The 22687-nt window shown below is 35.4% G+C and carries 16 protein-coding genes; 11 read left to right on the forward strand and 5 right to left on the reverse strand.

The window, feature by feature from the left end:
• Positions 1-19 precede the first annotated feature (19 nt).
• The 5 genes from ACZ2G0_RS15450 to ACZ2G0_RS15470 form a co-directional block, all read right to left on the reverse strand.
• Positions 20-2524 carry a TonB-dependent receptor gene (locus ACZ2G0_RS15450; protein ID WP_470308393.1) on the reverse strand — a complete coding sequence of 835 codons (2505 nt, stop codon included), beginning with the start codon at positions 2522-2524 and terminating at the stop codon, positions 20-22.
• Between the two features lie 297 nt (positions 2525-2821).
• Positions 2822-3754 (reverse strand): peptidylprolyl isomerase, encoded by a 933-nt coding sequence (locus tag ACZ2G0_RS15455; protein WP_300287400.1) that lies wholly within the window; start codon positions 3752-3754, stop codon positions 2822-2824.
• A gap of 43 nt (positions 3755-3797) precedes the next feature.
• A complete protein-coding gene (locus ACZ2G0_RS15460) occupies positions 3798-4982 on the reverse strand; it encodes an MFS transporter (RefSeq protein WP_470308394.1) in 1185 nt (394 codons plus the stop codon).
• A 130-nt stretch (positions 4983-5112) separates the two neighbouring features.
• Positions 5113-5778, reverse strand: coding sequence for a peroxiredoxin-like family protein (locus tag ACZ2G0_RS15465; protein ID WP_470308395.1), 666 nt, complete (start codon positions 5776-5778; stop codon positions 5113-5115).
• 278 nt (positions 5779-6056) lie between these two features.
• Positions 6057-8180 (reverse strand): M3 family metallopeptidase, encoded by a 2124-nt coding sequence (locus ACZ2G0_RS15470; RefSeq protein WP_470308396.1) that lies wholly within the window; start codon positions 8178-8180, stop codon positions 6057-6059.
• Positions 8181-8338: 158 nt separating this feature from the next.
• Between ACZ2G0_RS15470 and ACZ2G0_RS15475 the strand changes: the two genes are divergently transcribed.
• From ACZ2G0_RS15475 to ACZ2G0_RS15525, 11 genes are all read left to right on the forward strand, one after another.
• A complete protein-coding gene (locus ACZ2G0_RS15475) occupies positions 8339-8782 on the forward strand; it encodes a DUF1569 domain-containing protein (RefSeq protein WP_470308397.1) in 444 nt (147 codons plus the stop codon).
• Positions 8783-8808: 26 nt separating this feature from the next.
• A complete protein-coding gene (locus tag ACZ2G0_RS15480) occupies positions 8809-11328 on the forward strand; it encodes a M14 family metallopeptidase (protein ID WP_470308398.1) in 2520 nt (839 codons plus the stop codon).
• A 165-nt stretch (positions 11329-11493) separates the two neighbouring features.
• Positions 11494-12171, forward strand: a complete 678-nt coding sequence (gene trmD, locus ACZ2G0_RS15485; protein ID WP_187010858.1) for a tRNA (guanosine(37)-N1)-methyltransferase TrmD — start codon at positions 11494-11496, stop codon at positions 12169-12171.
• A 129-nt stretch (positions 12172-12300) separates the two neighbouring features.
• Positions 12301-12651, forward strand: a complete 351-nt coding sequence (gene rplS / locus ACZ2G0_RS15490) for a 50S ribosomal protein L19 (RefSeq protein ID WP_300289056.1) — start codon at positions 12301-12303, stop codon at positions 12649-12651.
• Positions 12652-12890: 239 nt separating this feature from the next.
• Positions 12891-15113 (forward strand): NADP-dependent isocitrate dehydrogenase, encoded by a 2223-nt coding sequence (locus tag ACZ2G0_RS15495; protein WP_470308399.1) that lies wholly within the window; start codon positions 12891-12893, stop codon positions 15111-15113.
• A 130-nt stretch (positions 15114-15243) separates the two neighbouring features.
• A complete protein-coding gene (locus ACZ2G0_RS15500) occupies positions 15244-17652 on the forward strand; it encodes a TonB-dependent receptor (protein ID WP_470308400.1) in 2409 nt (802 codons plus the stop codon).
• Positions 17653-17656: 4 nt separating this feature from the next.
• Positions 17657-18478 (forward strand): DUF4249 family protein, encoded by an 822-nt coding sequence (locus tag ACZ2G0_RS15505; protein WP_470308401.1) that lies wholly within the window; start codon positions 17657-17659, stop codon positions 18476-18478.
• A 101-nt stretch (positions 18479-18579) separates the two neighbouring features.
• Positions 18580-19242, forward strand: a complete 663-nt coding sequence (locus ACZ2G0_RS15510; protein WP_300288835.1) for a thiamine diphosphokinase — start codon at positions 18580-18582, stop codon at positions 19240-19242.
• A 112-nt stretch (positions 19243-19354) separates the two neighbouring features.
• The gene (rlmF, locus tag ACZ2G0_RS15515; RefSeq protein ID WP_470308402.1) at positions 19355-20296 is read left to right on the forward strand and encodes a 23S rRNA (adenine(1618)-N(6))-methyltransferase RlmF; all 942 of its coding nucleotides are present in this window, start codon (positions 19355-19357) and stop codon (positions 20294-20296) included.
• A 444-nt stretch (positions 20297-20740) separates the two neighbouring features.
• Positions 20741-21349, forward strand: a complete 609-nt coding sequence (locus ACZ2G0_RS15520; RefSeq protein WP_470308403.1) for an RNA polymerase sigma factor — start codon at positions 20741-20743, stop codon at positions 21347-21349.
• An 87-nt stretch (positions 21350-21436) separates the two neighbouring features.
• Positions 21437-22546 (forward strand): FecR family protein, encoded by a 1110-nt coding sequence (locus ACZ2G0_RS15525; RefSeq protein ID WP_470308404.1) that lies wholly within the window; start codon positions 21437-21439, stop codon positions 22544-22546.
• The last annotated feature ends 141 nt before the right edge of the window (positions 22547-22687 follow it).

Here is a 22687-nt window from a genome sequence, read left to right on the forward strand (position 1 = left end):
AGAGATTAGATTGTGGTTACTAAAATTTAGCTGAAACTTGCATACCAAAAAATCGTGGTGGACCTGCTATAAAAGTTGGGATACCAAAAGCTTGTCCTGTATTTCCAGCATCTACGATAAATTGTTTATTTCCTACGTTATTCATGTAAAAATTTAATTCATATTTTTTGTCTATGATTACTCCAATTCTAGAATTTAAAATTCCGTATCCCGCTTGCGAAATATTTGGCAAATTAGTTTCCTCAAAAAACACTTTTGATTTATATGTAAATGATGGTCTAAAAAACAATTCTAATCTGTTGTTTACTCTTGGCGTAACATCAAATCCTGCAGAAATAGAGTGCTTAGGCGTTAATCTAAAAGTATTTCCAGCTAGAGCTTGTGGATTTCCATTGGAATCTACATCATCGAACGAAGCATCTATATAGCCATAGTTAGCGAAAAAACTAGTGCTTTTATTAATTGCATATTGAAAAGCCGTCTCAAAACCAAACGATGACGCATTACCACTATCCTGCGTTGCTGTTGTAAAGATACCATTTACAAAGGAAGTTACACTTGTTTGAAAATTAGAATAATCATAAATGTAAGCACTAAAATCAAATTGTAATTTGTTATTTAAAAATAATGATTTAGCTCCTAATTCATAGGACCATACAATTTCATTAGCTAGGACTTTTGTTCGCGCTGCTGTAATATTTATAACATTAGGTCTTCGCCCTCTTGAAGTGGTTGCGAATAACGTAATATTATCGTTTACCATGTAATTTAGAGCAAAACGACCTACCATCGAGGTAAAGTTTTTACTAGCTACAATTCTTTGATTGTTTGTAGTAGCAAACAAATTATTTGGATAGACTCTTGTCAAATAACCAACATTAGATGGCGTTGTTGCGTCTCTCACTTCGTAACCTGCATTTGCATTCTCCCATGTACCGCGCAAACCAGCAGTTACTGAAAACTTAGACGATAAATCATAAGATGCATCTGCAAAAATATCTCCTGAATAATTACGTGAATAATTGGTGTTGGATTCAAAATTACTCGGATTAAATGGTGCTCCAGCCAAAGGTCCAAAAGTTGCTGGATTATTAGGTACGCTAGGTAAATATTGAGGCTGACCGTTTACTACAAAAGTAGCAGGGCTTAATAGTAACATCGCAAAACTTTGCTCATTTACCTCCCAAGGGACGTATTGACTTCCGTTTTCGGCAAAGAAATTAGTTCCAAAAAATCCTCTAAATTTTGATTTAGTATCAAAGTTAAAACGCAATTCTTGGCTAAACTGTTCTCCTTTGGCAATTTCTCTAAAATACAAAGCAGGTGCTGCTGTCCCATCTGCGTCAAAAGCCTCATTAGAATCAAAATCACGGTAAGCAGTTGTCGCGGTTAAATTCCAATTAGAATTAAATTCATGATTTACAATCGCAGTAATTCCTTTTACAGTTCGATCCACTCCCAATTCTTCTCCACGTTCTAAATCAGCAAAGGTGTTTGGATTTGTATCTCCGCCTGTTGGAGCATAAGCACCACTTTTGAACGAAGTGCCGGGAGGTGTATCGTGTTGCCAATTGGCAATTAAATCAATCTTTGTTTTTTCTGAAGGAACATACTTAAAAGCGGCTCTAAAAGCGAGTGTTTGCTTTCCATTTAAGTTCCCGCCAGAAAGGTTTTTAATATATCCTTCACGAGCATTATAGATTCCTGAAGCTCTGAAAAACAGTTTATCTTTAATTAGTGGGGTATTGACATAAGCATTAGCTAAAACTTGCTCAAAATTGCCATATCCTAATTTTACCGCGCCCGAGGTTTCGTTTTTGGCTTTATTTTGGATAATGTGCATGGCTCCAATTTGTGCTCCTCGACCAAATAATGTTCCTTGCGGACCTTTTAAAACCTCAACTCGTTCTACATCAAAAAGCTCTACTACAGATCCTCTTGATTTACTAATTGAAACTCCATCTTGGAAAATAGAAACTCTAGGCTCCACTCGAGAATCTCCACTATCACTCGTTATACCACGAATTACAACACCAGGATTATTAACACTTTGAATTTGAACTTGAAATCCCGGAACGTAGTCTGATAAGGCATCGTATTCGAAAGTACCTTGTTTATTTATAAAATCGCTTCCGTAAGAAGTTATAGCAATGGGAACATCTTTATTTTTTTGTTCTCTTTTTTGAGCGGTTACCGTGATACCCTCTAACATGGCAGGCATTTCCTCTAATTCAAATTTAACGGAGTTAGAACCTGCAGATATCTGAATTTCTTTCTCTAATGGAAGATATCCATCACGCGCTAATAAAATTTGATAGGTCATGGCTTCTAAATCAGACAGAACAAATTCTCCATTACTATCTGAAGAAGCGCTTTGCTTTTGGCCCTTGATTGTTACCAATACACCCTTAATATTTTTTCCTTGATCTGAGACAATAGTCCCTCGTAAACTACCTTTAGTTTGACCATTGACAATCGAAATAACAAACAAAAACAGTAGTGCAATAGAGTACTTAATATTCATTTTAAATGGAATTTGGATTAATAATTATTATGTCCAAAAGTATTTTTTATTCCATTTTTAGTAATTAAGACAATATTATTCTACTATTAAAATTGATGGTAAAAAACTGCCAAATAACACCTATTTAACGGTAGCGTAAACCAACTGAACAAAACACTATTAAAATCACCGTGCGATATAAATTCCATTACGATTTATTCGTTCACTTTGCGAATGCTTAACTGGTAAAAACTGAAAAACCGTTCCAAAATAAATTTTGAAACGGTTTTTACAATAGAATTAAAATAAAAGTAATTCTTATTTAACGTCCATTAATTCAACGTCAAAAATCAAAGTAGCGTTTGGCGGAATCACTCCTCCTGCACCTGCTGGTCCGTATCCTAAATCAGAAGGGATAACAAAACGAGCTTTGTCTCCAACTTTCAATAAAGCAATACCTTCGTCCCATCCTTCGATCACTTGACCTTGACCTAATTTGAATTCGATTGGTTTTTTTCTTGGGTAAGAAGAATCAAATACTTTTCCAGTCTCTAATGAACCTTCATAGTGAACCGCTACTGTTTTACCAGCTTCGGCTTGTTTTCCTTCTCCTCTTTGGATGAATTGGTAACGCAATCCACTTTCTGTTTTTTCAAAACCAGCAGCTAATGTTTCCATTTTAGCTTCTGATTCTGCTTTTAAAGCTGCCATTTTTTTCAAACGTGCTCCTTTTAAACTTACAAAAGCTTCAATTGCATTCCATTTCTCTGCCTCTGCACCTACTCTTACAATCTCTAAAGATTCTAATTTATCTCCTTGAGCAACTGCATCAACAACATCTTGTCCTTCGATAACATGTCCAAAAACAGTATGCTTACCATCTAACCAAGAAGTTGGTACATGTGTAATATAAAATTGTGATCCGTTTGAACCTGGTCCTGAATTCGCCATTGCTAAAATTCCTGGTCTGTCATGTTTCAAACTTGGGTGAAATTCATCATCAAATTTGTATCCTGGATCACCAGTACCTGTACCTTGAGGACAACCACCTTGGATCATAAAATCAGGAATAACTCTATGGAAATTTAAACCATCATAAAACTTTTGTCCTTGAGGTTTAATTTTGTTTTCCATGTTTCCTTCTGCAAGAGCTACAAAATTACCTACAGTTCCTGGAGTTAATTCATGCTCTAATTTTACTAAAATTGACCCTTTTGAGGTGTTGAATTTAGCATATATTCCGTTTTCCATCTTTAATTATTTTTATTGAATTGCAAATTTACAAATTAATTTTTTATCCCTTTACACTTTCTACCCGTTTTGCTTTGGCTTTATAGGTAAAAGCATATACTAAGAATGCCAAAAAGGACAACAACAAACAACCTAAAGCTACGGCATGCCAACCTCCAAATTGCCACAAAAACAATCCAAATGCCGAACCTGCCGCTGTTCCTAAGAAGCTAAACGACATAAAAACGGTATTCATTCTGTTTCTAGCTTCGGGCATGATTGAATACACTCTTGTTTGATTAGAAATATGAACTCCTTGTAAACCAATATCAATAAGTACGATTCCGATAACAATCCCGACAACACTTACCGCTGAAAAGTAAAAAACAATAAAACTCAAAGCAATTAAAGCACAACCGTATCCAACGGCTACTCTCGAACTTCCTTTATCTCCCAACTTACCTACTAAAGGAGCCGCTAATGCTCCCGAGGCACCCACGATTCCAAATAAACCGATAGTCGCGCTATTGAAATTAAAAGGCTCAGCAGATAATAATAGCACCATCGTAGTCCAAAAAGCACCAAATTGCGCAAAACTAAAAACGTTGATCAATGTAGCTTCACGAAGCAATGGTTGTTCCTTAATTAAGGTAAATAGCGAACCGATTAGCTTACCATAAGATCCTTGAAAAACAGGCTTATTGTAAGGAAATTGTTTTTTGATTATAAAAAACAGCAACATACAAAGCCCTGCTGCAATCCAAAACATGGCGCGCCAACCCAGTACTTCTCCTATAAAACCACTCAATGTTCGTGACAGTAAAATCCCAACTAAGAGTCCGCTCATGATCGTTCCAACCACTTTACCTCTATTCTCAGGAGCACTTAGAGACGCAGCTAGTGGTAAAATAAGTTGAGGAACAATTGAAGTGATTCCGATTAAAAGGGAGGCGATTTCTAATATAAGATAACTTTGAGCAGTTGCCGCGATTATCAAAGCGATAACTGAGGCGAATGTAGTGTAGAGGATTTGTGTTTTTCGCTCTAATTTATCACCAAGGGGAACCATAAAAAACAAGCCAATGGCGTAGCCCGCTTGCGTGAGGTAGGCAATTGTACCCGCATCGGCATGTGGAATTTTGAATTCGTCAGCGATTAATATGATAAGGGGTTGACAATAATATAAATTGGCAACAATTAGTCCTGTTGCAACGGCCATAAACAGGACATTTTTTCTTGATAATTCCATTTTGCAAAAGTAAGTCGTGTTTTACAATATTTTATTCTAAACAAAAGCTAATAATTCTATAAAAGTAGATTAAAGTAAAAACCTCATTAGATTGTCACTAATGAGGTTTGACCTATTTATTACTGATACCTTATTGTTGCAAACTGTCTAGCGCTTTAAAAATTTCAGTTGCCTCTGCTCTATTGCGATATTCAGCATCTAAAAAAGTATAGACAATAGTACCATCTTGGCCAATTACATAAGTTGCTGCCAATGGCAATTCATTCGATTCATCACCGTTGTAACCGTGCAAATCAAATCCGTTTTGGTATGAAGTAGCCACGTCATCGGTTAATTTAAAAACGATTCCGTAGTCCTTTGCAACTTTGTTCCCTACATCGCTTAGTACTTCAAATTGTAATTGGTGCTTCTCAGCAGTCGACATGGATTTGTCGGGTAACTCTGGTGTTAATGCCAATAAATTTGCTCCTTTTAATTGAATCGCTGGTAATTGCTCTTGCAAATAATGCAAAGTCATATTACAATACGGACACCATCCACCACGGTACCAGGTTAATACCACTGGTCCTTTTTTTAGGTAATCACTTAATTTAACCTCTTTACCTGTTGCATTTGTTAAAGCGAACTCAGGTGCGATGTCGTCATTTTTCTTGGCGGTCGCAATTAAGTTTTGACGTACTACATCCGCTATTCCTTCAGCATATATTTCCTTGATTTGATCGGGTGCTTTAGCTTCCCATGCATTTTTTGCTTTATCTAAAGTTTCTTGTAAACTGATCGTATTTTCTAAACTCATTTCTTCTTTTTTAATGTGTAAGACAAAGGTACGATTGCTAAACCCAAAATGTAGTTTCAAAATTTCATGAAAAGGTTATAAAATTTGTAATTCTGGTAAACCAAATTGCCAATTTACAACCCAATTTGGTATGTATTCTACTTTTGTTTTTAGCCCAGATGGAAACGGCATCCTATTGTGCCGGGGTTCGGCACGATAGATATAGTGTACAGCTGGAATTGCTCCAAAAAAAAATGACATCCATTACGAATGTCATTTTTTAATAGTTTACTAAGATGCTATTTGGCTAAAAGTCCTGCGTTTCTTAAATACGGTTCGATTTCCATGTCGTGGCCAATAAATTCTTTAAAGGCTTGGTTTAAATCGACGCTGTTCCCAACTGATAGAATGTATTTTCTAAAACGTTCGCTGTTTTCTCTTGTCAAACCGCCGTTAGCTTTCATCCAGTCATACACATTGTAATCTAGTGTTTTTGACCAAGTGTAAGCATAATAACCTGCTGAATAGCCGCCTGACCAAATGTGTGCAAAGTAAGGCGTGTGGTATCGTGTAGGTGTTTCATTAACTAACAATCCGTATTTTTCTAAAGCTTCTTTTTCAAAAATTAATGTTGGTTTAAAATCGGCTTCATTCGCAACGGTATGCCAGTTCATATCTAAAGTCGCTGCAGCCAAAAGCTCCGTCACATCGTATCCTTTGTTGAACGTATCGGCTTTTTTAATTTTATCGATTAACTCTTGCGGAATCACTTCCTTAGTTTGGTAGTGGATCGCATAATTTTTCAATACTTCAGGGTCTAAAGCGGCATGCTCATTGATTTGAGAAGGAAATTCTACGAAATCACGAGGTACGGCTGTTCCTGAAAGACTGGTATAGTTTTGATTCGCAAATAAACCGTGTAAGGTATGTCCAAACTCATGAAACATAGTCGTCACATCATCAAAACTAATTAAAGATGGATTTCCGTTTACGGGTTTTGCAAAATTATATACGTTAACAATTACTGGTTTTTGCTTTAGATAATGCGATTGATCCACAAAGTTGCTCATCCATGCACCACCATTTTTATTGTCTCTCGTATAGAAATCTAGGTAATAGATCGCCATTGATTTTCCGTCATTGTCAAAAACTTCGTAAGCCACAACATCAGGGTGATATACTGGTAAATCTGGACGCGCTTTAAAAGTAATACCGTACATTTTTTTAGCAGCAAAGAAAACTCCTTTTTCAAGAACGGTTGTTAACTCAAAGTAGGGTTTCACTTGACTTTCGTCCAAATCATATTTGGCTTTACGCACTTGCTCAGAATAAAAATTCCAATCCCAAGGCTCTAATTTAAATCCGCCTTTTTGAGCATCAATTAGATCCTGAATTTCTTTAGCTTCTACTTTAGCTTTAGCAACAGCTGGAGGAGCGATTTTTGCTAATAAATTCATAGCTCGCTCTGGCGTTTGTGCCATTTGATCTTGAATTTTCCACTCAGCAAAATTTTTCTTGCCCATTAAATTTGCTTTTTGCAAACGTAGTCTGGCCATTTTTTCTAATACAGAACGCGTATCGCCATCATCATTTTTCTCAGCGCGAGTCCAAGATGCTTTAAATAATTTTTCTCTAGAAGCTCTGTTGGTCATGCTTTGCAGCAAAGGTTGTTGTGTTGTATTCAATAATCCTATTAAATATTTTCCATCATGACCGGCTTCAGTAGCTTTGGCCTTGGCAGCTGCAATTTCGTTAGCACTTAATCCATCTAAGTCAGAAGCATTGTCATAAAGAACAGCACCGTTTTTACGAGCGATTAAAAGCTTGCTTCCAAACTCCGTTCCTAAACTGGCTAGTTCTCCATTAATGGCTTTCATTTTTTCTTTATCGGTATCAGATAAATTAGCTCCTGCCAATTCAAATTCTGTTAAATAGTATTGCGTAAGCTTTTTATCCTCGCCTTTAAGTGCGTTTATATCGATTGCTTTAAAACGCTTGTACAATTTAGTATTCAAGTACATTTTATCGCTGTGAGCAGAGAATATAGGAGCATATTCCGCTTGCAATGCTTGTAAAGTAGGATTGGTATTCGAACCTGTTAAATTGTAAAAAAGACTAGTGGCTCTTTTTAGGTCAACACCTGCAGTTTCGAATGCCAATACGGTGTTTTGAAAAGTAGGCTTGGCTGGATTGTTAGCAATCGCCATGATTTCCTTGTCGTGCACCGCTAGACCATACTCGAAAGCAGGTTTAAAGTCTGTATCTTTTATCAGATTAAAGGGCGGTGCTTGGTATTGCAACGTACTTTTTTGTAACAACGGATTCGTCATTTTTACATTTTTATTTTGAGCGTGGACTGTTTGCATCGATGCAACTGCCATCAACACGCTACCAGATATAATTATCTTTGAAAAAGCCTTCATAAATTAGATTGATTTAATTTTCGCCATAAAAGTACGCAAAAAATAGGTTTGTGAAAACAGTAGTCTAATTAATATTTGGCAGTAAGCTGGGCTTTTTCAAGAATTCTAATAGTACGGAAATTAGTCCTATATTTGTTTTTCTCTAAAAAAGAGTTCCTATGAAATCCATTTTTGATCCAACTGAAAACCAAGCCATGATTGCTAGGATTTCAAATCTACGACCAGATAGCAAAGCTGTTTGGGGTAAAATGAACGCTACTCAAATGTGCCAACATACCAATGCCGCTATCTTGGTCGCTTTTGGAGAAAAAGAGGTCAAAGTGAATTTCGTCTTTAGACTTTTAGGCCGAATGATGAAAAACAAGGTCTTCAACTCTGAGTTTAAAAAAAACAGTCCTACTGCCAAGGAATTTATTTTTGTAGATCCGTACGACTTTGAAAATGCCAAATCAGAATTGATTCGTAATTTTAAACGTTTTGAAAAAGGAACCGAATCTGTTAGAACTATGGATCATCCTTTTTGGGGTAAGCTGACGTATGAAGACTGGAATAAATTAATGTGGAATCACATGGATCACCACCTGAGACAATTTAATATATAACTAATACCAAATCAATACCAATAACCATGAAGTATCTCTATTATTTTACTTTTTTAATCGCTGCTATCGCTGGTGCGCAGCAAAAAAAGCAACCTACATTAGACTATTATTTACCTCAAAATGTAACCTACAACAAAAACATCCCCACTCCTAAAAGCATCTTCAATTTTGAATTAGGCGAAATGCATACTGATCATACACAGCTAGCCTACTACATGAAAGAAGTAGCCAAAGTATCTGATCGAATTGCTATTGAAACTACGGGCTATACTTTTGAAAACCGCCCTTTGCAATTGTTGACTATTTCGAGTCCAAAAAATTTAGCACGTATAAAAGAAATTAATGAGCAACATCTAGCTAATTTGACTGGGAACAACCAAACCAAAATTGCAGACATGCCTATCGTAGTTTACTTAGGCTACTCCATTCACGGAAACGAATCAAGTGGATCAGGAGCGGCAATAGCATTAACGTATTATTTAGCGGCTTGCGAAAGTGCTGAGCTTGAAAAAACATTAGAAAACACGGTGATTTTATTAGATCCTTGCTTTAATCCTGATGGAATTCAGCGTTTCTCAACTTGGGTAAACAGCAACAAAAGCACGAATCTTGTTACGGATTCAAATGATCGTGAATTTAATGAGGGATGGCCACGCGGACGATTTAATCATTATTTATTTGACATGAATAGAGACTGGCTTCCGGTACAGCTACCCGAAAGTCAAGCACGCATCAAGACTTTTAGAAAATGGATGCCCAACGTTTTATGTGATTTCCATGAGATGGGAACCAATTCGACCTATTTTTTTCAGCCTGGAGAACCTACAAGAACCAATCCTTTGACTCCAGAACTGAATCAGAAATTGACGATGAAAATCGCAAGTTACCATGCTAAAGCTTTAGACAAAATAGGTAGTTCGTATTTTATTGAAGAAAACTACGATGATTTTTATTACGGAAAAGGATCTTCTTACCCAGACATCAACGGCTCGGTAGGAATCTTATTTGAGCAAGCGAGTTCGAGAGGTCATGCCCAAGAAAGTGCTAACGGAATTATCACTTTTCCGTTTACGATTCGAAATCAATTCACCACTAGTTTATCTACTTTGCAAGCAACCTCAGAGATGCGTACTGATTTGCTAGAATACCAACGTGATTTTTACAACAATGCTAGAGCTGAAAGCAAAAAAAGTAAATTCAAAGGTTATGTGGTTGGAGACGAAAAAGATGCTACAAGAGTAAATGAACTGGCGAAAATTTTAAGTCAGCATAAAATAGAAATGCTAGCTTTAAATAACGACATCACCATCAACAATAAAAAATTCAAAAAGGACTTGAGTTACATCATTCCTGTTGAGCAGCAAAACACAAAACTGATCAATGCTATTTTTGATCGTCAAACTAAATTTAAAGACAGTTTATTTTATGATATTTCGGCTTGGAGTTTCGATTTGGCTTTCAATGTGAATTTTGAAGGAGTAAATTCACTTGCTGCAGCAGGCGCAAAATATGAACCGACTTTAAAAGTTGGAACTGTAAATGCTAAAAGTGATATTGGCTACTTAATCGAATGGACGGACCATAAATCACCCAAATTATTAAATCAATTATTATCAAAAGGCTTACGAGTAAAAACTACCTCAAAACCATTTATACACAAAGGAAAAGCGTTTGGATATGGCAGTTTATTTGTCCCTGTTCAAAATCAAGACATGAGTTCGACCGAAATAAACAATTATTTGAACGAAATCATTAGCGAGTACACCTTTAACATTACAGCTGTAGAAACTGGTTTTACTGATGGTATAAATCTAGGAAACCCCAATTTTGAAACATTAGAAACCCCAAAGGTTGCCATGTTGGTTGGTAAAGGTGTTGATCCTGCCGATGCCGGAGAAATATGGCATATGTTTGATCAAAAAGCAGCAATGCCATTGACCAAATTAGATGTAGATCAATTACCAAATGTGAATTTAAACCGCTACAATACCTTAATTCTAGTGAATGGTAATTATGGTGGATTATCGAAAGACACGACTACTAAAATAGAACAGTGGGTACAAAATGGAGGTACACTAATTGCGTATCAAGATGCCATAAAATGGCTCAATACTGCTAAAGTAATTGAACTTACGTTTAAAACGAATAAAGAAGAGGCTAAAAACATAAGCTTTGAACAAAAGGATGATTTTAGAGGAGCACAATTGGTAGCAGGTGCTATTTTTGAAACCAAATTAGATTTGTCTCATCCAATTAACTTTGGAATGCCTAGAAACACTCTTCCTGTATTTAGAAACAGTTCCATAATGATCGAGCCTAATAAAAACAGCTATGAAAACCCTATTCAATACACTAAATCGCCACTAATAAGCGGCTATATTTCAAATCCTAATTTGGCGTTGTTAAAGGAATCTGTTCCTTTTCAATCGATACGAAAAGGAAGCGGAAAAATAATCATTTTTACGGACAACACTAATTTTAGAGCCTTTTGGTTAGGAACTGAAAAATTACTTTGGAATGCTGTATTCTTTAGTAAATTAATGTAAAAGCAGTAAAACTGCATCACGACACAAAAGTTAGTTAGCCTTTGGAATTTAAATTCTGGAGGCTAACTTATTTTAAACTAGTTCCTATTATAGCCTATCGTAGTTCGGAATTTCCCATTAAAAAACTTTGTACCTTTGGCACTTTAAAACTTAGAGCTAAAAATTATGCGCATTGATATTGTTACCGTTTTACCTGAATTATTAAGGAGTCCTTTTGAAGCTTCTATTATGAAACGCGCCATAGAAAAAGGATTGGTAGAAGTTCATTTTCACAACCTAAGAGATTATACGACTAACAAACAAAAAAGCGTTGATGATTATCCTTACGGCGGCGGAGCGGGAATGGTTATGACAGTGCAACCTATTGATGCATGTATTACCCATTTGAAAAGTGAAAGAACCTACGATGAGATTATATATATGTCTCCTGATGGTGAAACGCTAAATCAAAAAATGGCCAACACCATGTCGATGTATGAGAATATCATCATATTATGTGGTCATTATAAAGGAGTGGATCAGCGTGTGAGAGACCATTTCATTACTAAGGAAATCTCGATAGGCGATTATGTATTATCTGGCGGAGAATTAGGAGCTTTAGTATTATCTGATGCATTAATTCGGTTAATCCCTGGTGTCTTGAGTGATGAAACATCAGCCTTGACGGATAGTTTTCAAGATGGCTTACTATCAGGACCTATTTACACACGCCCGGCTGATTACAAAGGTTGGAAAGTTCCAGAAGTTTTAACTAGTGGAAACTTTGCTAAAATTGACAAATGGCGTGAAGACATGGCGTATGAGCATACTAAAACTAGAAGACCGGACTTACTAGAGGAATAGAGTTTTAACTTTAAACAAAAAAACTTTAATCTTTAAACTTTTTTAATTACTTTTGCACCCACTTTAGACTAACCTCTGGCGAGATCCGTGAATGTTGCTCTAATTCAAAAACCATAATTAGCATTTAAAATGGCAAATTTAGTAGATTTCGTTAATAACGAATTTGTTACAAGAAAAGATTTCCCTGTATTCGGAGCTGGTGATACTATCACTGTGTACTACGAAATTAAAGAGGGTGAAAAAACTAGAACTCAGTTTTTTAAAGGAGTTGTAATCCAAAGAAGAGGTACTGGAAGTACTGAAACTTTTACAATCCGTAAAATGTCAGGTGCAGTAGGTGTTGAGCGTATCTTCCCTGTGAACTTGCCAGCTTTACAAAAAGTTGAAATCAACAAAAAAGGTTCAGTTCGTAGAGCTAGAATTTTCTACTTCAGACAACTTACTGGTAAGAAAGCAAAAATCAAAGACAAAAGAAGATAGTTTACTGTCTCTTTATCATAAAAGGTCTCAACACTGTTGGGACCTTTTTTTATGCCTAAAAATTAAGTTTAAAAATCACAATTTACTAATATCTCGTTAGTTCTTAACTTATTCCCTATTTTGTCACCCAAACGCTATTCGTTTTTAGTGTGATTTTCATATATTTGCGAGGCTTAATTTTTAGCAAAACATACATTCTACATCCTAGACACTACGGATACGATTATAAAATAGTAATAATGACACAGAAATCAAAAATTGCTTACACCTTAACAGATGAAGCACCTTTATTAGCGACTTACTCTTTCTTACCTATTGTTCAAGCTTTTACAGCTACAGCAGGTATAGAAATAACTACCGAAGACATTTCTTTAGCAGCAAGAATTCTGGCTAATTTCCCAGAATTTTTAACCGAAGAACAAAGAGTAAAAGACTCTCTTTCTGAATTAGGAAAATTAGCAACTGCACCAGAAGCTAATATTATTAAATTACCAAATATCTCTGCATCCGTACCACAACTAAAAGAAGCCATTGCTGAATTGCAGTCACACGGATACGCAATACCAAATTTCCCTGAAGACCCACAAACTGATGTGGAAAAGGAAACAAAATTAAAATACTCAAAAGTACTTGGTTCAGCTGTAAACCCTGTTTTACGTGAAGGAAACTCTGATCGTAGAGCACCAAAAGCAGTAAAAAACTATGCTAAAGTAAACCCACATTCTATGGGAGCATGGTCATCAGAATCAAAAACAGAAGTTGCTTCCATGGGAAGTGGTGATTTTTACGGAAGTGAAAAATCAGTTACTATTGCCGAAGCAACGGATGTTAAAATAGAATTTGTTGGAGAAGATGGTACAACTACCGTATTAAAAGCAAGCACTCCGCTTAAAGTAGGCGAAATCATCGATAGCTCTGTAATGCATTTACAGGCCTTAAAATCATTTGTAAAAACAGCCATTGCTGAGGCAAAAGAAAAAAACATCTTGTTATCAGTTCACCTGAAAGCAACAATGATGAAAGTATCAGATCCAATTATATTTGGAGCTATTGTAGAAGTTTACTTCGCAGCAGTTTTTGAAAAATACGCTACTTTATTTGCAGACTTAGGAGTTGATACTCGTAACGGTTTAGGTGATGTTTATGCTAAAATAGCTGGACGTCCTGAACAAGCTGAAGTTGAAGCAGCCATTGCGCAAGCAATTGAAAATGGTCCAGCTCTTGCTATGGTAAACTCTGATAAAGGAATTACCAATCTTCATGTTCCTTCTGATGTTATTGTAGATGCGTCAATGCCTGCTATGATACGTACATCAGGACAAATGTGGAATAAAGATGGAAAATCACAAGATACGTTAGCTATTATTCCAGACCGTTCTTATGCTGGAATCTATACTGCTACAATTGATTTCTGTAAAAAGAACGGTGCCTTTGACCCAACAACAATGGGAAGCGTTCCTAACGTGGGACTAATGGCTCAAAAAGCAGAAGAATATGGTTCTCACGATAAAACTTTCCAAATGACATCTAACGGTGTTGTTCGTGTTGTTGACACAAAAGGAACTGTTTTAATGGAACAAGCAGTTGAAGCTAAAGACATTTTTAGAATGTGTCAAGCAAAAGACGCTCCTATTCAAGACTGGGTAAAACTAGCTGTAAACAGAGCACGTCTATCAAGTACACCAGCTGTTTTTTGGTTAGACGAAAACAGAGCACACGACAGACAATTAATTGAAAAAGTAAATTTATACCTAAAAGATCACGACACGACTGGACTGGACATTCGTATATTAAATCCTATTGCAGCTACTAGTTTTACATTAGAGCGCATCAAAAAAGGAGAAGATACGATCTCAGTAACTGGAAATGTATTGCGTGACTATTTAACAGATTTATTCCCAATTTTAGAATTAGGAACGTCTGCTAAAATGCTATCAATCGTTCCTTTGATGAATGGTGGTGGATTATTTGAAACTGGCGCAGGAGGATCAGCTCCTAAGCACGTAGAGCAGTTTACTGAAGAAGGTTACCTTCGTTGGGATTCTCTTGGAGAATTTTTAGCACTAGGTGCTTCTCTAGAACATTTAGGACAATCTTTAAACAACTCTAAAGCGATTGTTTTATCAGAAACCTTAGATCAGGCAAATGATGCATTTTTAAGAAATGATAAATCTCCAGCTAGAAAAGTAGGTCAACTAGATAATCGTGGATCTCACTTTTACTTAGCGATGTACTGGGCTGATGCCTTAGCAGAACAAAATAAAGATGCAGCATTAAAGGCAACTTTTAGTCCTATAGCTCAAGAATTCCATGCTAACGAAGCTGCAATCAATGCCGAGTTGATTAATGCACAAGGTAAAGCACAAGAAATTGGCGGTTATTACCAACCTAATCCTGCTTTAACAAGTGTTGCTATGCGTCCTAGTGCAACTTTCAATGCAATTCTAGCAAAAATAGCATAAGCTATTCAAGACAATACTTCTAAAAAAGACAACCTCAATTGGTTGTCTTTTTTTATTAACGTATATTTAAATTTTGTTTAAACCTTATTTCTATATCTTTTAATCAAATTTGCACATCTAAATAAAAAACATGTCCCTAAAAAAAATCATTTATTTGTTGCTCTGTTTAACATCAGCAGTTACTGCATTTTCGCAGGAAAAAAACACTACAGATACGACAAAAAAGAAATTCACCGTTAGCGGTACTGTATCTGACAGTCGTAATAATGAAACACTTATTGGGGTTACCATTTATTTCCCTGAATTAAAATCGAGTACCACAACTAATGAGTACGGTTTTTACTCCATAACTCTCCCTACTGGATCCTACAAGGCACTATTTAGTTACATCGGATTCCAAACGGCTTCCCAGCAAATTGAACTTTTTGACAACAAAAAATTAGATATAAATCTAAATATAGACGGACAAGAGCTTAGAGAAGTCATCATTACCGATAAAAAATACAACACTGACATTCGTTCACCGGAAATGAGCTTAAACAAACTTTCTATTTCATCGATAAAAAAAATGCCAGTCGTTCTTGGAGAAGTCGATGTTCTTAAATCGCTGCTTCTACTTCCCGGAGTAACCAATGCTGGTGAAGGAGCTTCCGGATTTAACGTTCGTGGAGGTGGTGCTGATCAAAATTTAATATTATTGGATGAAGCCACAATTTTTAATTCATCCCACGTTTTCGGGTTCTTTTCTGTTTTTAATCCGGACGCTATCAAAGATTTAAAATTGTACAAAGGAGGAATACCCGCCAATTATGGTGGTCGTGTATCGTCTGTATTAGATATTTATCAAAAAGATGGAAACAGTAAAGAGTTTCATGCCAATGGTGGAATTGGATTAATTTCAAGCCGAATTCTTGTAGAAGGTCCAATAGTAAAAGACAAAGGTGCTTTTTTAATTGGTGGACGCAGCTCGTACGCTCATCTTTTTTTAAAATTATCTGAAGAACAAAAAAATAATGCAGCCTACTTTTATGATTTAAACATGAAGTTAAATTATAAATTCGACGCTAATAACAGCGTTTATCTATCGGGCTATTTTGGTAGAGATGTATTTTCGTTGAACAATAGCTTTACCAATATTTACGGTAACACTACTTTAAATTTAAGATGGAACCATTTGTATTCAGACAAATTATTTTCGAACCTCTCCTTAATATATAGTGATTACTACTATGGACTTAATCTAGACTTTGTAGGATTTCAATGGGACTCCGGAATCAAGAACTACAATATTAAGTATGATTTCAAAAACTATATCTCTGATAGTTTCAAACTTAGTTATGGTGTAAACGGAATTTATTACGAATTTAATCCGGGAACTATTCGACCTTCAAACACCACCTCAGGAATTAATTTTGATCAACTCGATAAAAAATATGCTTTTGAACCATCAGCCTATTTAAGTGCAGAACAAAATGTAACTGATAAACTAAGCCTTACATACGGCTTACGATACAGCATGTTTTATAGACTTGGTGCTTCTACTGTAAATTATTACGACAATAATAATCCTGTTACATTTAATGATGACTTACAGTTATACGAAAAAGCGACTCCTACTTCTACTCAGTTTTTTGGCAAAAACAAAGTCATACAAACCTACAAAAACCTAGAACCTAGACTAGCCGTAGCTTATCAGTTAGATGACAACCAAGCTATCAAAGCTAGCTATAACAGAATGTCACAGTATCTCCAGCTAATTTCTAATACCTCATCTCCCACTCCACTGGATGTGTGGTTACCTGCTGACAATTACATCAAACCACAATTAGCGGATCAAGTTGCGATTGGCTATTTTAGAAACTTCAAAGACGACACTTATTCACTAGAAGTCGAAACCTATTACAAGAAAGTGAAAAATAGATTAGATTATATCGATGGTGCGGATTTGATTGCAAATGAAGCTATTGAGCAAATCATATTGAATGGACAATTACGTTCCTATGGTTTAGAATTAATGTTAAAAAAGAATGAAGGACGCTTTAATGGATGGGTTTCTTATACCATTTCAAAATCAGAGCAACGAACTCCGGGAAGAACGGCAACCGAATCCGGAATTAACAACGGAAACTGGTACAACTCTGTTTATGACAAATTGCATAATTTAGCGGTAACCACGAGCTACAACCTCAACAAAAAATGGTCTTTTGGTGGTAATTTTGCATTGCAATCTGGGCAACCAGTTACCTATCCTAATGGCCAATACACCTATTTAGGAATAGCAGTTCCTAGTTATGGATTACGTAACGAAAACCGACTTCCTGCTTACCATCATTTAGATGTTTCGGCTACATTAACCCCTACTAAAAACGAGGGTAAAAACTGGAAAGGAGAATGGGTATTTAGCATCTATAATATTTATAACAGAAAAAATGCTGCTTCAATTAATTTTAGACAAAATGAAAACACAGGAGCAAATGAGGCAGTAAAAACATCAATTTTCGGAATTGTACCGGCTGTTAGTTATAATTTCAAATTCTAAAATCATGAAAAAATCACATTTACTTGTACTATTTCTTTCCCTATTATTTTTAAGCAGTTGCGAAGAGGTAGTACAACTCGATCTACCTACCGCAGCACCAAGGATTGTTATTGAGGCATCCATTAACTGGCAAAAAGGAACCACCGGAAACTTCCAAAAAATAAAGTTAACTACCACAACGGGATTTTACAATACTGTAATTCCTACTGTTTCTGGAGCAACTGTTATTGTAAAAAACAGCTCAAATGTCAACTTTATCTTTACGGAACTAACTGGGACCGGAGAATATGTTTGCACGAATTTCGTACCTAAATTAAACGAAACCTATACGCTGACAGTTACGAGTAATGGTCAGACCTATACTGCAACTGAAGTCTTAAAATCAGTAGCGCCTATTGTGGAAATAATTCAAAACAACAAAGGAGGTTTTACGGGGAATAATATCGAAATCAAAACCTATTTTGATGATCCTCCAAATGAAAGTAATTACTACCTCTACAACTATAATTATTTTAGTCAAGTACTCCAAAATTTTTATGTAGATGAAGACACTTTCTATCAAGGGAATCGTTTTTTCAGCGTATCACTTAGCGATAAAGTCAAAAAAGGAGACAAGATCAATGTAACCCATTTTGGTATTTCTAAATCATACTATAATTATTTGAGTGTTTTATTAAGTATTGCCAATAATGGAGGAGGAAGTCCGTTTCAAAGTCCTCCAGCTACTGTTCGCGGTAATATTATCAATGCGCAAAATCCTGATAATTATCCTTTAGGGTATTTCTCTCTAGGCGAAACAGACAAAAGAGAATATACCATTCAATAAATCGAATGAACACTTATTAGACAGCGACAACTACTATTGAAACTATAAAACAATCAGTATATTTGTTACCGCACAACTGTTAACTTAAAAAATCAATCAATTTGTCTTCACACCACATTGTTCGCGATGATCAAGAACCGGCATTAATCATTGCCAATGGTTCCTCCTGTAATCCTGAATTGTTAGGACAATTATTAGAATGGTCTCCAGTTGTTATTGTTTTAGATTCGGCAATGGAGCGTGTCATGAAATTGGACATTAAAGTTGATGTTTTACTAGGAGACTTTGATCGTGATTTCGATCCTAGTGTGTATCAAATTCAACAATATCCGTTAGAAATTGTCCATACGCCAGACCAAAATAAAACAGATTTAGAAAAAGCTTTTGATTATTTAATCGAAAGGAAAATTCCAGCGGTAAATGTAGTTTGGGCAACTGGAAAACGCGCCGATCATACCATAACTAATCTCACAAATATCGTTCGATATCGTGAAAAGCTTAAAATCGTCATTTTAGATGATCATTCTAAAGTATTTTTGTTACCAAAAAAGTTTGAAAAATGGTATACCGCAACGACTCCTATATCTTTAATCCCTGTCGGTCAAGTAACCGGCATTCGATCTGAAAATTTATTTTATCCTTTGTCAAATGACACCCTTACGATAGGCTATCAAACAGGAAGTAGTAATCACGTTGCTAAAGATGGCCTAGTCGTCATAGAACATCTCGAGGGTGATTTATTACTTATGGAATGCAACGATTAACAAAATAAGTAAAAACTACCGCACAATAAATAGAGTAAAGCATTCTTTTTATATAACTTGCAACAAATTTTGACAAAGTAGCATTTAATGTTGTCAAGAAATAATAAAATCAATGTCAAAGCAGCTTACAGAGAAAACGAACCTACACCCAAGAAATCAACACCGTTCTAGGTATGATTTCGAATTTTTATTAAAAAATTCACCTGAATTAAAACCATTTGTTTTTATCAACGAGCACGCAATCGAAACTATTGATTTTAGTAATCCTGATGCGGTTAAAGCATTAAATAAAGCATTGCTTTTAAGCTATTACAATATTAAAAACTGGGATATCCCGCCTTTTTACCTGTGCCCTCCTATACCTGGTAGAGCAGACTATATTCATTATTTAGCAGATTTATTAGCAAGCAGCAACCACGGTGTTATTCCACTTGGAGAAACTGTAGTTGGTCTTGACGTTGGAGTTGGTGCCAATTGTATTTATCCACTTATTGGCAACACAACTTATGGATGGAGCTTTTTAGGAACTGATATCGATGAAAAGGCAATCGAAAATTGCAGCAGTATCATCGAAAACAATCCACAATTAATTGACGCCATCAGCTTACAACAACAAGTTGAATCAAGATTTATCTTTAAGAATATTATCACTAGGGAGGATAAATTTACGTTTACCATTTGTAATCCGCCATTTCATAAATCATTAGAAGAAGCTACTAAGGGAACAATCAGAAAGATCTCAAATTTAGAAAGCAAAAAAACAACACAACCAGTGCTGAATTTTGGAGGTCATAATGCCGAATTATGGTGTGAAGGTGGCGAGCTTGGATTTATCACTCAAATGATATTCGAAAGTGCTAAATATCCTTTACAATGTTTTTGGTTTACAACACTAGTTTCAAAGCAATCCCATTTATCTAGTATTTACAAAACACTGAACAAAGTAAATGTGGTAGCGATTAAAACGATAGATATGGCTCAAGGCCAAAAAATTAGCCGTATCGTTGCCTGGACTTTTTTAAGCGAAACCCAGCAAAAAGAATGGAAGTTTTAATTTTATAGAAGCTACTGAATCCTTTTTTAATCCACCTCTGAATCCTACCACAGGATAGCTTATTTTTTAACCACCTAAATAGTACACTATTTAGGGAGGAGCCTCTTTCTATTTTATTACATTCTCAAATTAAAATAAAAATTAAAACATAATTCTAAAAATAACGCTATTACTTAACAATAATTAGCTTAAAATTAAATTTTATCAGTTTAAAATTAATTTTTAACTTAAAATTATGTACGTTTGATAAAACATTAAAAGCCCGAGAAGCAAAAATTAAAGAACAAAATAGAGTCCAATTTCAGTCCAAAAGCAAAGTAGATTGTCGCAGACAACCGAAAGAAAGGTACTATCTATATATTTTCTAGTATTGAGCAAAGAGAGAATTTGATGCCTTGACTAATAATCAGCCTTTTGTTGCCGTCAATAAATACCAAGTAATCTGTGCAAAAACAGCGTTTACATATCGAAAACCCAGATGACACCAAATTATGGAAAAGTCTATTAAAAGGTGACGAAAATGCTTTTTCACTCCTTTTTAAAAAACATTATGCGCAACTCGTAGTCTACGGAAATTCTTTTAATCCGTTTCCTGATAAAGTACAAGATTGCATTCAAGATGTGTTTACAGATATCTGGTTATACCGTGACAATTTAAATCAAGATGTAGTAGTTAAAGCGTATCTACTATCATGCGTTCGCAAAAGAATTACAAAACTAAAAGTACGAGACAAAATTTTTACATTTGGTAGTTCAGTTGACAACATTCCATTTTTAATTGATTTTTCTATTGAACATCATCTCATAATTGATGAAATATCCAAAAGTCAAGTAACGCATTTAAACCGTTTAATTAATGCACTGCCCTCGCGTCAAAAAGAGGCCATTTATTTGCGCTTTAATCAAGATCTCCCTATCGAACAGGTAGCAATTACCCTAGGTATTAACTACCAATCAGCCAATAATTTACTTCATCGCGCAATCCTTAGCATGCGCGAAGGTTTTAAAAACGGCACTCTTATTCTCTTCCTTTTACTACAGGTTTTTTTGTAATTAAAAAAAATATTGAAAATAATCAATTTTAAGTGAGTATCATTTGATAAAAGGGTCCTCTATATAATTGTAACAGTATATTTTTTAATGCAAGATCGAAATAAATACACCGAAATAGAGCATTTAATTGCTAATGAGTCCTTCCGATTGTGGGTTTGTACCAACAAAAACCAGGATCAATGGGAAGAGTGGACATTAGAAAACCCTAACCGAGCTAAATTGGTAGCGGAGGCACGTATATGGGTACTGGCCATGCACGTAGCCCCAACTGATATTCCTTCAACTGATATTCAAGACGCATTAGATGCTACTTGGAATAAAATAGATAAAAAAGAGGCTAAAGCGCCATTATCAATGCAGCTTAAGCCGTGGAAAAGCAATTGGATTGGCAGAGTCGCAGCACTACTAGTTTTATGTCTCGCAATTGGCTTTGTTTACAAAAGCAGTACGAACTACAACAATAGTCCGTTGATCTATAATAAATTAATTGAAAGTGATGCTGATGGTTTAGTAGAGCAAGCAAATAACTCAAATAAACCACAAATCATAACGTTGTCTGACGGAAGTTCTGTGCTATTGCAACCCAATAGTAAACTTAGCTATCCAAAAGAATTTTTAGGCAATGAAAGAAAAGTATATCTGTCTGGAGAAGGTTTTTTTGAAATAAGTAAAAATCCTAAAAAACCATTCTTTGTTTATGCAAATGAAATTGTGACCAAAGTAGTGGGAACGAGTTTTAAGGTAAAAGCTTATGCTGACCAACCAAATGTGGAAGTGGTTGTTCGCACTGGAAAAGTAAAAGTGATGCCTAATGAACAAATTACAAATCAAAAAAATAAGTTGATCGTTCTTTTACCCAATCAAGCCATGCGATTTGTTCGTAAAAATGCAACTTTTAACAAAATCGTTGATATTACTTTAGACAAAGTTCTAATCAGCTCAACGAGCAATATTGAACAGTTAGGGTTTGAATTCACTGATATTCCGGTATCTCAAATTTTTAAAACTATTGAACAAGCCTATTTAGTAAATATCGATTATCCACAAGCCAAGTTAAAAGACTGCTATTTAACGACCTCATTAAATGATCAACCCTTGCCCGAGAAATTAAAAATTATATGCAGAAGTCTCGGAAACAACACAAGCTACGAAATGAATGGAAATCAAATTATAATATTATCCAATGGATGCAACTAACAAAAGAATGCCTATGAATTATTAATTTAAAAAAAAACGCCGAAGATGCTGTAACATCCTCGACGCCATTAAATAATGCAATTCACTCCCTGTAAAGAGTGCTTGCTTTGTTCTTCTTTAACCCAACTAACGAGTATTAAT

The organism is Flavobacterium sp. KKT103, from assembly GCF_055640565.1.

Excerpts from the sequence above, each read along its gene's own strand:
- ACZ2G0_RS15470 (WP_470308396.1), bottom strand. The coding sequence starts at position 8,180 with ATGAAGGCTTTTTCAAAGATAATTATATCTGGTAGCGTGTTGATGGCA.
- trmD (WP_187010858.1), top strand. The coding sequence starts at position 11,494 with ATGCGCATTGATATTGTTACCGTTTTACCTGAATTATTAAGGAGTCCT.
- ACZ2G0_RS15475 (WP_470308397.1), top strand. The coding sequence starts at position 8,339 with ATGAAATCCATTTTTGATCCAACTGAAAACCAAGCCATGATTGCTAGG.
- ACZ2G0_RS15525 (WP_470308404.1), top strand. The coding sequence starts at position 21,437 with ATGCAAGATCGAAATAAATACACCGAAATAGAGCATTTAATTGCTAAT.
- ACZ2G0_RS15460 (WP_470308394.1), bottom strand. The coding sequence starts at position 4,982 with ATGGAATTATCAAGAAAAAATGTCCTGTTTATGGCCGTTGCAACAGGA.
- rlmF (WP_470308402.1), top strand. The coding sequence starts at position 19,355 with ATGTCAAAGCAGCTTACAGAGAAAACGAACCTACACCCAAGAAATCAA.
- ACZ2G0_RS15480 (WP_470308398.1), top strand. The coding sequence starts at position 8,809 with ATGAAGTATCTCTATTATTTTACTTTTTTAATCGCTGCTATCGCTGGT.
- ACZ2G0_RS15495 (WP_470308399.1), top strand. The coding sequence starts at position 12,891 with ATGACACAGAAATCAAAAATTGCTTACACCTTAACAGATGAAGCACCT.
- ACZ2G0_RS15450 (WP_470308393.1), bottom strand. The coding sequence starts at position 2,524 with ATGAATATTAAGTACTCTATTGCACTACTGTTTTTGTTTGTTATTTCG.
- ACZ2G0_RS15455 (WP_300287400.1), bottom strand. The coding sequence starts at position 3,754 with ATGGAAAACGGAATATATGCTAAATTCAACACCTCAAAAGGGTCAATT.
- ACZ2G0_RS15500 (WP_470308400.1), top strand. The coding sequence starts at position 15,244 with ATGTCCCTAAAAAAAATCATTTATTTGTTGCTCTGTTTAACATCAGCA.
- ACZ2G0_RS15465 (WP_470308395.1), bottom strand. The coding sequence starts at position 5,778 with ATGAGTTTAGAAAATACGATCAGTTTACAAGAAACTTTAGATAAAGCA.
- ACZ2G0_RS15505 (WP_470308401.1), top strand. The coding sequence starts at position 17,657 with ATGAAAAAATCACATTTACTTGTACTATTTCTTTCCCTATTATTTTTA.
- rplS (WP_300289056.1), top strand. The coding sequence starts at position 12,301 with ATGGCAAATTTAGTAGATTTCGTTAATAACGAATTTGTTACAAGAAAA.